Origin of the sequence: Bacillus cereus group sp. RP37, assembly GCF_040459695.1 — a bacterium.
In the GTDB taxonomy this organism is placed as follows: domain Bacteria; phylum Bacillota; class Bacilli; order Bacillales; family Bacillaceae_G; genus Bacillus_A.
In genome coordinates this window covers 4,095,202-4,108,541 of sequence record NZ_JARVHP010000001.1, presented here as the reverse complement: position 1 = coordinate 4,108,541, position 13,340 = coordinate 4,095,202, and the positions used below count along the sequence as shown (strand labels likewise).

The following is a 13,340-nucleotide window of genomic DNA, read 5'->3' as shown; positions in this document are numbered from 1 at the left end:
CTATTATTATTTTTGATTTTGCTTCCATTTTGTAAATTCAAGAAATTCACGAAATTGTTCTTTGGAGACACCTGAGCTCATCGCATCTTTAACGAGTTGCGTCCATTCGGAGTCTAAGTGGTTTTCCTTTGCTGTTTCATCATGTAGTAGAGTATCAACTGGAATTTGTAGAACTGCTGCGATTTTCTCAAGAAACTGAATGGAAGGGTTTTTTTGTAAATTTCGTTCTATAGAACTAATGTAAGATTTAGCAACGCCGGCTTTTTCGGCAAGTTCAGTTAATGAAATACCTTTTTGTAAACGCAGGCGTTTTATACGTTCTCCAATCATATTTGCGCACCTTTCTATCAATATGTCGTCGTCTTATGATGTCATTATTATAACATAAACTTCGCTAAAAAGAACAAACCTATTGAGCCTGACTGGATGACTTCATACGTTGGAAAAAATGTTCAATATCTTTCAGGGCGATACCAGCATCTAGAGCTTCAAGTATTAAATCAATCCATTCTTGATCCAGTGCGTCAGTCTTATCTTTGTACAAATGTAATTCCTCCCTAATTATCGGTCATAACTGCTGCTACAGAATACGTGATAATGCAATCAGATTTTGTGTTTTTATGTAGTGAATTATCAAATATTTTGTAGATAAAACAAAGATAAAATCCCCATTAAATTCCCTCTATGGCGATTATAAAGTTTCTGACAAATATTTTCAATATTTTCAGAAAACATTGTTGAATTGTGATATATTCGTATGCTAACTATGGAATTTTTACAAATATATTAAAAACATTACATAATATGACTAAATATTGAAAAAATATTGAATTTTTAATAAAATTCAATTTGTAATACATATTATTTATTAGGGGAGGAAATAAGGGATGAACAAGAAACCGTTCAAAGTTTTATCATCAATCGCTTTGACAGCTGTATTAGGCCTTTCGTTCGGAGCTGGTACTCAATCTGCATATGCTGAAACGCCTGTGAATAAGACAGCTACGAGCCCAGTCGATGACCATTTAATTCCGGAAGACCGTTTAGCAAATGCGCTAAAAAACCGTGGGGTAATTGATTCGAAGGCTTCAGAGACAGAAACAAAGAAAGCCGTCGAAAAATACGTAGAGAACAAAAAGGGTGAAAATCCTGGGAAAGAAGTATCAAATGGGGACCCACTTACGAAAGAAGCATCTGACTTTTTAAAGAAAGTGAAAGATGCGAAAGCTGATACGAAAGAAAAGTTAGACAAACCAGCAACAGGAACACCTGCAGCGACAGGCCCAGTTAAGGGTGGTCTAAATGGTAAAGTACCAACTTCTCCAGCAAAGGGAAAAGAATATAACGGTGAAGTTCGTAAAGATAAAGTACTCGTTTTACTTGTAGAGTACGCTGACTTTAAACATAACAATATTGATAAAGAACCTGGTTATATGTATACTGACGATTTTAACAAAGAACATTATGAAAAAATGTTATTCGGTAATGAACCATTCGAGTTAGAGGATGGAAGTAAAATCGAAACGTTTAAACAATATTACGAAGAGCAATCTGGTGGTAGTTACACAGTAGACGGAACGGTTACTAAATGGTTAACAGTTCCTGGTAAAGCTGCTGATTACGGTGCGGATGCTGCTACAGGTCATGATAATAAAGGACCAAAAGGACCACGTGATCTAGTAAAAGATGCATTAAAAGCAGCTGTAGATAGCGGACTTGATTTATCACAGTTTGATCAGTTCGATCAATACGATGTAAATGGTGATGGAAATCAAAATCAACCAGACGGTTTAATTGATCACTTAATGATTATTCATGCGGGTGTTGGACAGGAAGCAGGCGGTGGTAAATTAGGTGATGATGCAATTTGGTCACATCGCTGGACAGTTGGACCAAAGCCATTCGCAATTGAAGGTACACAAGCGAAAGTTCCATATTGGGGCGGAAAGATGGCAGCATTCGACTACACAATTGAACCAGAAGATGGCGCAGTTGGTGTATTCGCACATGAATATGGTCATGATTTAGGTCTTCCAGATGAATATGATACAAACTATACGGGTCATGGTGAGCCAATTCAAGCTTGGTCTGTTATGAGTGGCGGAAGCTGGGCTGGTAAGATTGCAGGAACAACGCCAACAAGTTTCTCACCACAAAATAAAGAGTATTTCCAAAAAACAATTGGTGGTAACTGGGCAAATATTGTAGAAGTAGATTACGAGAAATTAAATAAAGGTATCGGTCTAGCAACATATTTAGACCAAAGTGTTACGAAATCAGCAAGACCAGGTATGATTCGTGTCAACTTACCGGATAAAGATATAAAAACGATTGCTCCAGCATTTGGTAAGCAGTATTACTACAGCACAAAAGGTGACAATCTTCATACAACGCTAGAAACACCACTGTTCGATTTAACGAATGCAACGAATGCGAAATTTGATTTCAAATCGTTATATGAAATCGAAGCAGAGTATGATTTCCTTGAAGTACATGCTGTAACAGAAGATGGTCAAAAAACGCTAATTGAAAAACTTGGTGAGAAAGCAAATAGTGGAAATGCAGATTCGACAAATGGAAAATGGGTTGACAAATCATATGATTTAAGCCAATTCAAAGGTAAGAAAGTAAAATTAACATTTGAGTACATTACGGACGGTGGTTTAGCATTAAACGGTTTCCTACTTGATAATGCTTCATTAACAGTCGATGGTAAAGTAGTATTCTCTGATGATGCAGAAGGTACACCACAATTTAAATTAGATGGTTTCGCAGTTTCTAACGGAACTGAGAAGAAAAAACATAACTACTATGTAGAGTGGAGAAATCATACTGGATCAGATAGCGCATTGAAATTTGCTCGCGGTCCAGAATATAACTCTGGTATGGTTGTATGGTATGCAGACTCAGCTTACACAGATAACTGGGTTGGTTTACATCCAGGACATGGTTTCCTTGGTGTAGTTGATTCTCATCCAGAAGCAATTGTAGGAAATTTAAATGGTAAACCGACAATTGAAAGTAGTACACGATTCCAAATCGCTGATGCGGCGTTCTCATTTGATAAAACGCCAGCTTGGAAAGTTGTATCTCCAACGCGCGGAACGTATACGTATAATGGCTTAGCAGGTGTGCCAAAGTTTGATGATTCGAAAACGTATATTAATAAACAGATTCCAGATGCAGGACGTATTTTACCGAATCTTGGCCTGAAGTTTGAAGTAGTAGGACAAGCTGATGATAATTCTGCAGGTGCTGTTCGTTTATATCGTTAATACAGTAAAACTACCGAGAGATTTTCTTTCGGTAGTTTTTTTGTGAGCAATGAATTTTATATAAAAGAATAAATTATATATAATGTAACTTTACGAATAGAAATTTGTTTCATATGAAGCCTATATAAATAATGAAAGAATTGGATGAAAATAGTGGGAGAGGGTGAGTGAATGAGTGTTTCTTCTATTGTAAGTAGACAAAAGGAATATTTTTTAAAAGGTCATACGAGAAGTATAGAAGCGAGAAAGAGTAATTTGAAGAAGCTTTATGAAGGCATTCAGCGGTTTGAAGAAGAAATATTTCAGGCATTGAAATTAGATTTAAATAAGTCAGTTCACGAGTCGTTTACAACGGAAGTTGGATATGTATTAAAAGAAATTTCCTTTCAATTGAAGCATATTTCATCGTGGAGTAAACCGAAGCGAGTTCGAACAGCACTTACTCATTTTGGATCGAAGGGGAAAGTAGTTCCTGAACCGTACGGTGTGACACTTATTATTGCACCGTGGAACTATCCGTTTCAATTAGCGATTGCACCGCTTGTAGGAGCGCTGGCAACTGGGAATACAATCGTTTTAAAGCCGTCAGAGTTAACGCCAAACGTTTCCAAAGTACTTACGAGAATGTTAGAGGGATTATTCCAAGAAGAGCTCGTAGCGGTAGTAGAAGGTGGCGTTGAAGAGAGTACAGCTTTGCTGAAGGAACCATTTGATTATATTTTCTTTACAGGTAGTGTGGGAGTTGGGAAAGTTGTCATGGAAGCAGCTGCGAAACAGTTGACGCCGCTTACGTTAGAACTTGGCGGAAAAAGCCCTTGTATTGTACATAAAGATGCAAAAATAGATGTAACAGCAAGACGAATTGTGTGGGGGAAATTTTTAAATGCTGGGCAGACATGTGTAGCACCTGATTATATGTATGTGCATACTTCCGTGAAAGAACAGTTAATCGATGCGTTACGACACGAAATTGCGGAGCAGTATGGAAAAGATCCACTGCACAATGATAATTACGTACGAATTGTGAGTGAGCGTCATTTTGAACGTTTATGTACATTTTTGAAAGATGGTAAAACTGTAATTGGCGGGAACTATAAAAAAGAAACTTTACATATAGAACCAACAGTGTTAACAAATGTTACATGGAAAAGTGCTGTGATGGAAGATGAAATTTTTGGTCCGATTTTACCAATTGTAGAATACGACAACATAGAAGAGGTAATTGGCACCATTCAGCAACATCCGAAACCGTTAGCGTTGTATGTATTTTCTGAAGATAAAGAAGTACAAAAGAAAGTGACGAGTAATATTTCATATGGCGGAGGCTGTATTAATGATGTTGTCTATCATCTTGCAACGCCATATTTACCTTTTGGGGGCGTCGGAAGTAGCGGATTAGGGAGTTATCATGGAGAAGAAAGTTTTCGGACTTTTTCACATTATAAAAGCATTTTAGCCCAATCTACGGCATTTGATATGAAAATTCGTTACTCTTCTACAAAAAGTGCTTTAAAATTCATACGAAAGTTGTTAAAATGATGATGGTGTTTATCAGTAGGCGTAGCCGTATGATAATAGCCCCTTCGCAATGGAAGGGGTTTTTCTGTTCGACATATGTATCATGCGAAAATGAATCAAACATACTACATATAGAATAGAAGAGAACGCTGCTAAATAACCATTTTTGTTTGGATCGAAACAAAAAATAGTCTATAGAACATAAATATTTATTCATGAATATAAAAATTAAAATTTAAGGTAGATTGGACGGGAAAATGAAAAAGATTATTAAAGTTGAAGCAGTAGAAAAACATTTTGGAAGTCAAGTGATTATCCCACCTCTTTCTTTAGATATTAAAGAGGGAGAATTTTTAACAATTTTAGGACCGAGTGGTTGCGGGAAAACGACATTACTTCGTATGATCGCAGGATTTGAAACTCCAACTAAAGGGAATCTTTTATTAGATGATGAAAAGATTAACGATTTGCCACCATATAAGCGTCATATGAACTTAGTGTTCCAACATTATGCGCTATTCCCACATATGAATGTGGAGAAGAATATTTGTTTCGGTATGAAAATGCAGAAAGTACCGGCAGCAGAGCAGAAAGAGCGTGCTGAAGAGGCAATGCGTTTAACGCAGTTACTTGAGTTCCGTAATCGTAAACCTGCAAAGCTTTCTGGTGGACAACAGCAGCGTGTAGCAATTGCGAGAGCGATTGTAAATAACCCGCGTGTATTATTACTAGATGAGCCACTTGGGGCGTTAGACTTTAAGTTAAGAAAAGACTTGCAACGTGAATTGAAAAACTTACAACGTAATTTAGGAATTACGTTCATATACGTAACGCACGATCAAGAAGAAGCGATGAGCATGAGTGATCGTATCGTTGTTATGAATAAAGGACATATTGAGCAAATCGGAACGCCGAAAGAAATTTACAATAAGCCGAAAACGTTGTTCGTTGCGACATTTATCGGTGAAAATAATATTGTGAAAAACGGGGAAGGCTATGTAGCAATTCGCCCTGAAAATGTAAAAGTGCGTTCGGTTGAAGAGCCGATTTTAAAAGAATACCATCTTGGACATATTGAAGACATCGAGTTTGTTGGAAATATGGAAAAGCTTTATGTGCGTGATGAGAAAACATCAGAATTACTAATGGCATATCAAACTGCTGAAGAAGCAGCACAGTGGAGCATTGGAGATAATGTATACGTAGGCTGGGAGCAAGAGGACGAGGTGACCTTAAATTGAAAAAAGGGAAATTACTCGCACTACCTACAGTCGCGTGGCTGTTAATCTTCTTCTTAATTCCACTTCTGTTTGTATTGGCATTCGCCTTCATGCAGCGCGGAGCATATGGGACAGTGGAAATGCAATTTACATTAGAGAACATAGCGCGTGTATTTGACCCATTATATATGGGGACGTTATGGGAAACTGTTAAGATCGCAGTCATTACAACAGTAATCTGTTTACTGATTGGTTATCCATTTGCGTATACCATTACGATTGTTGATCGTAAATACCGTTCGATTCTTTTATTATTGGCAACGATCCCGTTTTGGATTAACTTTCTTGTTCGTTCATACGCATGGATTGTTATTTTACGTTCACAAGGTCTTGTAAATACATTGCTATTGAAACTAGGTATTATTAGTGAACCTTTAAATTTACTATATAATACTCCTTCTGTAATACTCGGAATGGTCTATTCTTTATTACCATTTATGATTTTACCTGTGTATGCAGCGATTGAGCAGCTTGATAAGCGTAAGTTAGAAGCAGCTTATGATTTAGGAGCAACACCAGTAAAGGCATTTTGGAATGTTACAGTACCAATGACGATGTCAGGGATTGCTACTGGTTCTATTTTAGTATTTGTTTCTTCTATCGGAATGTTTGTTGTATCAGACGTTATGGGTGGATCGAAAGTAGCATTAATCGGAAACGTAATTCAAAATCAATTCTTAGGAGCGCGTGATTGGCCGTTTGGATCTGCGTTATCTATGATTGTTGTTCTATTCTCTGTTCTGTTAATTTACTTATATTATCGTGCAACGAAAGTATATAAATATGATGGGAACGGAGGGGAATAGGCAAAGATGAAGAAGTTTTTAGTTTCTTATTCTTGGTTAATTTTATTGTTCTTGTATTTTCCAATGATGGTTTTAATGGTATATTCTTTCAATGATTCTCGCATTAATGCGGAATGGGAAGGTTTTACATTCCATTGGTATACAGATTTATTTCAAAAACAAGATGTTATTGATGCGTTTGTAAATAGTATGACGATTGCGATCGTAACGACGATTGTAACGACTGTTCTTGGTGTGATTTTTGCGATTGCATTACATCGTTACAAATATCGTTATGAAGGTGCTATTAACGGTCTTGTATATTTACCAATTTTAATCCCTGATATTTTAATGGGACTATCTTTACTTATCTTATTTAGTCAATTAGGTATGGAACTGGGTAAAACAACAATTATTATTGCGCACATTACATTTAGTATTTCATTTGTTGTCGTTATTTTAGCAGCACGTCTTTCTGGTATGGGACGTGATTTAGAAGAGGCTGCGAATGATTTAGGAGCAACGCCGTGGCAAACGTTTCGTTATGTAACGTTCCCAGCAATTGCACCAGGAGTTATTTCAGCCGCATTATTAACATTCACATTATCAATTGATGATTTTGTAATTAGTTTCTTCGTATCAGGACCAGGATCAACAACATTGCCATTATACATTTACAGTATGGTTAAGCGTGGAGTATCACCAGAAATTAATGCACTTTCTACAATTTTAATTGTAGCTATCGTAGGATTAATGGTTCTATCTGAAATCTTCCGTAACAAAGGTGCAGATGGTGAAGAAAACTCTGGAGGACACCTTCCTTTATAATACGAACGATCTAGAAAGTACGAGGGGGTAATAAATCGATGAAATTAATAAAAAGATTAGCCGGCGCAGCAATTAGCTTTAGCCTTGTTGCTGGTGTACTTGCTGGTTGTGGTGAAAAGAAAGAAGAGTTAAACATTTATAGCTGGGCTGACAATTTTGATGAGCAAGTGCTAAGAGATTTTGAAAAGAAATATAACGTGAAAATTAACTATGATAAGTATGCAAGTAATGAAGAAATGCTTGCGAAATTACAAGCAGGTGGCGCGAAGTATGATTTAATTCAGCCATCTGATTACATGGTTAAAACAATGGCGAAAATGGATTTATTAGCGCCGTTAGATAAAAAGAATATCCCGAATATCGAAAACATGATTTCTAATTTCAAAACACCTGCGTTTGATCCAGAAAATAAATATTCTTTAGTATATACTTGGGGCGTAACAGGTATTGCATACAACAAAAAGTATGTGAAGGAAGCACCTACAAGCTGGGCTGACCTATGGAATGAGAAATATAAAGGGCATGTAACTTTATTAAATGATTCTCGTGAAGTGTTAGGAATGGGTCTTAAGAAGCACGGATTCTCAAACAGCACGAAAGACGATGCACAGTTAAAGACAGCAGCAACTGATTTACAGAAGCTACTTCCAAACTTATTAGCATTTGATACAGATAATATTAAACAAAAATTCATTACAGAAGATGCTTGGATTGGAACAGTTTGGTCTGGAGATGCAGCATTTATCGCAAAAGATAATAAAGATGTAGAGTACGTTGTACCAAAAGAAGGCGGCACAATTTGGGCTGACACGTTAGCGATTCCAAAAGGTGCGAAAAACAAAGAGCTTGCAGAGAAGTTTATGAACTACTTATTAGATGAAAAAGTAAGTGTGAAAAACTACGAGTCAATTGGATACAGTAATCCGAATGAAAAAGCTCATCCTCTTCATAGTAAAGAATATCGTGATAATCATATGATCTTCTTAACGAAAGAAGAATTAGATCGTACAGAATGGCTTGTTGATGTAGACGATAAGCTAAAAGACTATGATCGTTACTGGACAGAGTTAAAAACAAAAGGTAAATAAGTAAGGAAATGCGGTTTCTAAAATAGAAATCGCATTTTTTTCATAGTAGGAGGAAATCGCTTGAAAAAGAAGTTGCATCAATATGAGGTAGTATGTATTGTTTTATTACTTGCTGTATTTGGCATTGTTGCTTGGCGAGTACATGCGGGTGGCGTTACAGTGATGGATACATATGTCCGATCATTAGTAAAAGGATTACAAACAGAAGGTTCGCTTACATTTTTCTCACACTATACAAAATTAGGGTCTGCCATTGGGATCGTAACTACGCTCGTTATAAGTTTACTTGTTTTTTGGAGAAAACGTTATTATGCTGCGATGATTGTGTATCCAATGGGCATTTTAATAACACATCTTGTTAATAAAGGGATAAAAGAAATTGTGAAAAGGGAGCGTCCGTCGTTAAATGAAGCGTTGGATGCACTTGGATATAGCTTCCCTAGTGGGCATGCAATGTTATCTATTATGACATTCGGATTTCTTGCTTATATCATTGCTGCGAATTTGAAGAGTGTAACTGGGAAATATGTTATAACGATTTTGATGGGAATAGTAATTGTATCGATTGGATTAAGTAGAGTTATTTTAAATGTACATTATCCAACTGATATTTTAGCTGGTTATTGCGTAGGTGGTATTTTGTTAATTATGGCGATTTACTGTCACCGTTTACTTACGGAGAGATTGGGACTTAATAAAGAGAGATAAAAAAACGTCTGGAAAAACTATCATTATAGTGTTTCTAGACGTTTTTTGTTTGTACGAAGATGTGATACAGTATAAATGACAATTGAATTATTTAAAGTAGGTGAAAATGTGTGAAAACAAATGTACATAAAGTAGATAAGTGGGGGAAGTTAGGAGCTTTTTTGTATCAGTTTCGTTATACAGTAATTGTGGCGTTATTATTGCTTGCGGTAGCACTCGGTATTTTCGCTCCAAAGCTGCCGGGAGTGTTAGGTGGTGATGGCTTCCAAACGGAAGGGGACTATCAAAAAACGAAAGAAATTTTAGATAAAGATTTTAAGAGGTCTCAAGATACACTTCTACTCGTTTTTGAAAAAAATAAGGGTGCTTCACATGAGGAATTTCAAAAGCAAGTAGAGGGAATTGTAAAAAATGTACAAGAGAAAGAGACATATGAATCTTTCCATCACCCAATACAAAATAAAGAAATGTTACAAGATGATATCGGTTATGCGACAATTTTATTTTCCGGGAAAACAAATAAGGAACGAATGGAAAAGACATTACAATTTGCTGATAAAATCGAAAAGGAAAGTAATGCAGCGTTAAAAGTAACGCCTACAGGATTTCCAAAAATTAATCAAGAGATTAATGAAAGAACGCAAAATGATTTAAAAGTAGCAGAAATGATTGGTCTGCCAATTGCATTTCTCGTATTACTATTTTCATTTGGTAGTCTTTTGGCATCTATTTTACCAATTGTAAATGGGGCACTTAGTGTTATTAGTACGATGGGAATATTATACTTTATAGGTAGCGATAAGGAACTATCTATTTTTGTGTTAAATGTTGCACCGATGATCGGACTGGCGCTATCTATTGATTTTGCGCTGTTATTTGTAAATCGCTTTCGAGAGGAAGTTGCAAAGCGAACGGTAAAAGAAGCGATAGCAATTACATATCAGACAGCAGGGCGTGCGATCGTATTTTCAGGATTATGTGTATTTGTTGGATTATCCGGTTTGTTTTTCTTTAAGATCGATTATATTCAGTCTGTCGCAATTAGCGGAATGATTGTTGTGATTATGAGTATTTTATTCTCACTTACACTTCTTCCAGCGCTATTATCATTAATTGGTAAACGAATATTAAAAAAGAATCAAGTAGCACATACGCCGGCAAAGGCGTGGCGTAAATTTGCACAATTTGTAATGAAACATCCAATTGCGATGATTATTGTTGTTACACTATTTATTGTTATTTGCTTATTGCCGTTACGTACTGCAAATTTACAGTTCCCTGACGTGGAAGCTCTACCTAAACAAAGTGATACAAGAATGGCATATGAGAAGTACGAAGAAGCATTTAATAAAACTGCAAAAACACATGCTGATGTTACGTTATTGGTAGAGACGAAAAAAGATATGAAAGAAAAAGAAAGTTTACAAAAGATAGAAGAAGTCGTTCGAAAATTAAAAGACGATAAGAAAGTGCATGAAGTAAGAAGTTTATACGACGGGCTGACTGGAATGAAAGCAGATCAAGTTGCGGGAATGCTACAGTCACCAGAAGCAGCAAAACTAGCTCCTGTATTTGAAGCATATACGAAAGGGAATAAGACGACGATAGAAGTCTTTTTGAAAACGAAACCGCGTACTGAAACTGCTAAACAGTGGGTTCGTGATTTTAAACAAAATTATAAAGAAACAGATGTTACGTATTATTTAGGCGGAATGACGACGTTCCAACAAGAGTTAGAAGATGAAATAAAAGATAAAGTTGCAATTGGTATGTCTGTTATATTTGGATCAACCTTTGTTATATTATTATTTGCATTCCGATCTATACTCATTCCGATTAAGGCGATTATTATGAATATACTTAGTTTAAGCGCAACAATTGGAATTGTTGTTTGGTTATTTGAAGGTGGTCATTTTGGTTTAGAAGCGAGTCCTGTTCTATTCGTTTTACCAATCTTCATTTTCGGCCTTGTATTTGGGCTTAGCATGGATTATGAAGTCTTTCTTATTTCGCGTATTCATGAGTTATATGAAGAAACAGGAGATAACGATCAAGCGACGTTAGAAGGACTTGTGTCAACAAGTAGAATCATTACATCAGCTGCTTTAATTATGATTGTTGTAACGGGTGCGTTCGCCTTTACTGATATTTTACCAGTACGGCAAATGGGGCTTGGCGTTGCGTTAGCGATATTTCTTGATGCAACAATTATTCGTCTTATGCTTGTACCGAGTTTAATGAAATTGTTTGGAGACTGGAACTGGTGGTTGCCATTTCGAAAGAAAAGAGAAAAATCATCGTAAAAAATACTCATCTATAAGATGAGTATTTTTTTATGAATAGCAAGACCTACATTTTGCAAATAGTATGTGATAAGAACATTACATATAAGTAGGTGAAGGCAATGTTTCGTTATTTTAAGTTTAAGCTAAATGATACAGTACAGTTTGCAGAAAACGATGGGCATATGTATCGCATTGTCGGTTATCGGTTAGAAAAAGGATTTTATCCAAAAGATGAATGGACTCATATCATTTATGAATTACTTAGAGATTTTGATGGGTATACGATGGATGCGGAAGAGGAGGAACTTGTAAAGGTCATTCAAGTAGAGGATGAGTATTACAAAATACAAGAAATATCGGGCTATCGTTATCCAGTAAAAATGAAGCAAAAACAACAAGTGATGAAAGTAGAAAAGATGGATGATTTATTAGATACGTATAATGATTATAAAAGATTGGCGGATTTCTTTAAAGATTTATCGTATGAGCAAAAAGCGGAAGAAGTATTGCAGGAAATGAAACGGCGTAGAGCGTGAGAGGACAGTCTACTATAAGACTGTCCTCTATTTTTGACGGTGCATCAAATTGTGTTTTCCGTTACAATGAGAGAATCAATAGAAATAAGGTGATATAGTATGGAAACGAAGAAAAAGGGCGAATGGTGCGAAATTACTGTTCCAGCTAAATGGAATGGCATAAGTATTGATTCGTTATTAAAAATAGAATGGGAAATACCGAAAAAGTTGTTACATCAGCTTCGTATGGAAAAAGGTGTTACCGTTAACGGAGAACAGAGGAGATGGAATGAGCTTTTAAAAGAGGGCGATAAGTTACAAGTTCATATGTTTATGGAAGAAGAATACGATGTAGAGCCTGAATACGGGGAATTAGATGTAGTATATGAAGACGATCACGTACTCATTGTAAATAAACCAGAGCAAATGGATACGCATCCTGCTGAAAAAGGTGGAACGGGAACACTTGCAAACCTTGTTGCCTTTCATTTTCAAATGCAAGGTTTAGAGACAAAGGTTCGTCATATTCATCGGTTAGATAAAGATACGACAGGTGGTGTCGTGTTTGCTAAGCATAGAATTGCTGGTGCAATTATGGATCGTTTATTAATGGAACGAAAAATTAAAAGAACATATGCGGCGCTTGTGGAAGGGAAAGTAAAGAAGAAACAAGGAACAATTGACGCAGCTATTGGAAGAGATCGCCATCATGCGACGAGACGACGTGTTTCCCCAAAGGGAGACCAAGCTATAACATATTATAAAGTGGAGAAGTATTTTAAAAAACAAAATGCTACGCTCGTAACGTTACAATTAGAAACAGGTAGAACACATCAAATTCGTGTTCATATGAGCTATAATGGTAATCCGTTAGTTGGCGATGTATTATATGGTGGACAAACGAAATATATGTCCGGGCAAGCATTACATGCGATGAAGATTCATTTCTTGCATCCAATTACGAAAGAAGAAATTGAAGTGGACGTACCATTTCCTACAAAATTAAATAATACAATGAAAGAATTGCAAAGAATGAATGTGTAAAGTGTAAGTTTAAA

General features: G+C 36.2%; 12 protein-coding genes. 10 read left to right on the top strand and 2 right to left on the bottom strand.

From position 1 onward, the window contains the following. Positions 1–6: 6 nt before the first annotated feature. Positions 7–330: a helix-turn-helix domain-containing protein gene (locus QCI44_RS21685; protein WP_016088816.1), complete on the bottom strand. Its 324-nt coding sequence runs from the start codon at positions 328–330 to the stop codon at positions 7–9. Between the two features lie 79 nt (positions 331–409). Further along, a complete protein-coding gene (locus QCI44_RS21680) occupies positions 410–544 on the bottom strand; it encodes an anti-repressor SinI family protein (RefSeq protein ID WP_016088815.1) in 135 nt (44 codons plus the stop codon). Between the two features lie 343 nt (positions 545–887). Between QCI44_RS21680 and inhA1 the strand changes: the two genes are divergently transcribed. The 10 genes from inhA1 to QCI44_RS21630 all read left to right on the top strand — a co-directional run bounded on the left by inhA1 (position 888) and on the right by QCI44_RS21630 (position 13,326). After that, positions 888–3,275, top strand: a complete 2,388-nt coding sequence (inhA1, locus tag QCI44_RS21675) for a M6 family metalloprotease immune inhibitor InhA1 (protein ID WP_016088814.1) — start codon at positions 888–890, stop codon at positions 3,273–3,275. A 171-nt stretch (positions 3,276–3,446) separates the two neighbouring features. Then, positions 3,447–4,814, top strand: coding sequence for an aldehyde dehydrogenase (locus tag QCI44_RS21670; protein ID WP_016088813.1), 1,368 nt, complete (start codon positions 3,447–3,449; stop codon positions 4,812–4,814). Positions 4,815–5,050: 236 nt separating this feature from the next. Further along, complete coding sequence (gene potA, locus QCI44_RS21665) at positions 5,051–6,034, top strand: spermidine/putrescine ABC transporter ATP-binding protein PotA (RefSeq protein WP_016088812.1); 984 nt, start codon at positions 5,051–5,053, stop codon at positions 6,032–6,034. Next, the gene (gene potB, locus QCI44_RS21660) at positions 6,031–6,879 is read left to right on the top strand and encodes a spermidine/putrescine ABC transporter permease PotB (RefSeq protein WP_000715494.1); all 849 of its coding nucleotides are present in this window, start codon (positions 6,031–6,033) and stop codon (positions 6,877–6,879) included. The genes potA and potB overlap by 4 nt, the downstream gene beginning before the upstream one ends. 6 nt (positions 6,880–6,885) lie before the next feature. Continuing rightward, positions 6,886–7,686 (top strand): spermidine/putrescine ABC transporter permease PotC, encoded by an 801-nt coding sequence (gene potC / locus QCI44_RS21655; protein ID WP_000714199.1) that lies wholly within the window; start codon positions 6,886–6,888, stop codon positions 7,684–7,686. A 38-nt stretch (positions 7,687–7,724) separates the two neighbouring features. Beyond that, on the top strand, positions 7,725–8,774 hold the full coding sequence (gene potD, locus QCI44_RS21650; RefSeq protein ID WP_016088811.1) for a spermidine/putrescine ABC transporter substrate-binding protein PotD: 1,050 nt from the start codon (positions 7,725–7,727) through the stop codon (positions 8,772–8,774). A 60-nt stretch (positions 8,775–8,834) separates the two neighbouring features. Continuing rightward, on the top strand, positions 8,835–9,482 hold the full coding sequence (locus QCI44_RS21645; protein ID WP_016088810.1) for a phosphatase PAP2 family protein: 648 nt from the start codon (positions 8,835–8,837) through the stop codon (positions 9,480–9,482). 110 nt (positions 9,483–9,592) lie between these two features. Beyond that, positions 9,593–11,785, top strand: a complete 2,193-nt coding sequence (locus QCI44_RS21640; RefSeq protein WP_016088809.1) for an MMPL family transporter — start codon at positions 9,593–9,595, stop codon at positions 11,783–11,785. A 101-nt stretch (positions 11,786–11,886) separates the two neighbouring features. Beyond that, positions 11,887–12,303 carry a hypothetical protein gene (locus tag QCI44_RS21635; RefSeq protein ID WP_016088808.1) on the top strand — a complete coding sequence of 139 codons (417 nt, stop codon included), beginning with the start codon at positions 11,887–11,889 and terminating at the stop codon, positions 12,301–12,303. 99 nt (positions 12,304–12,402) lie between these two features. After that, positions 12,403–13,326: an RluA family pseudouridine synthase gene (locus tag QCI44_RS21630; protein ID WP_016088807.1), complete on the top strand. Its 924-nt coding sequence runs from the start codon at positions 12,403–12,405 to the stop codon at positions 13,324–13,326. The last annotated feature ends 14 nt before the right edge of the window (positions 13,327–13,340 follow it).

Bases quoted from the DNA above. Each gene is read 5' to 3' on its own strand.
- QCI44_RS21670 (WP_016088813.1), top strand. From the start codon at position 3,447: ATGAGTGTTTCTTCTATTGTAAGTAGACAAAAGGAATATTTTTTAAAA.
- potD (WP_016088811.1), top strand. From the start codon at position 7,725: ATGAAATTAATAAAAAGATTAGCCGGCGCAGCAATTAGCTTTAGCCTT.
- QCI44_RS21635 (WP_016088808.1), top strand. From the start codon at position 11,887: ATGTTTCGTTATTTTAAGTTTAAGCTAAATGATACAGTACAGTTTGCA.
- potA (WP_016088812.1), top strand. From the start codon at position 5,051: ATGAAAAAGATTATTAAAGTTGAAGCAGTAGAAAAACATTTTGGAAGT.
- QCI44_RS21685 (WP_016088816.1), bottom strand. From the start codon at position 330: ATGATTGGAGAACGTATAAAACGCCTGCGTTTACAAAAAGGTATTTCA.
- inhA1 (WP_016088814.1), top strand. From the start codon at position 888: ATGAACAAGAAACCGTTCAAAGTTTTATCATCAATCGCTTTGACAGCT.
- QCI44_RS21630 (WP_016088807.1), top strand. From the start codon at position 12,403: ATGGAAACGAAGAAAAAGGGCGAATGGTGCGAAATTACTGTTCCAGCT.
- potC (WP_000714199.1), top strand. From the start codon at position 6,886: ATGAAGAAGTTTTTAGTTTCTTATTCTTGGTTAATTTTATTGTTCTTG.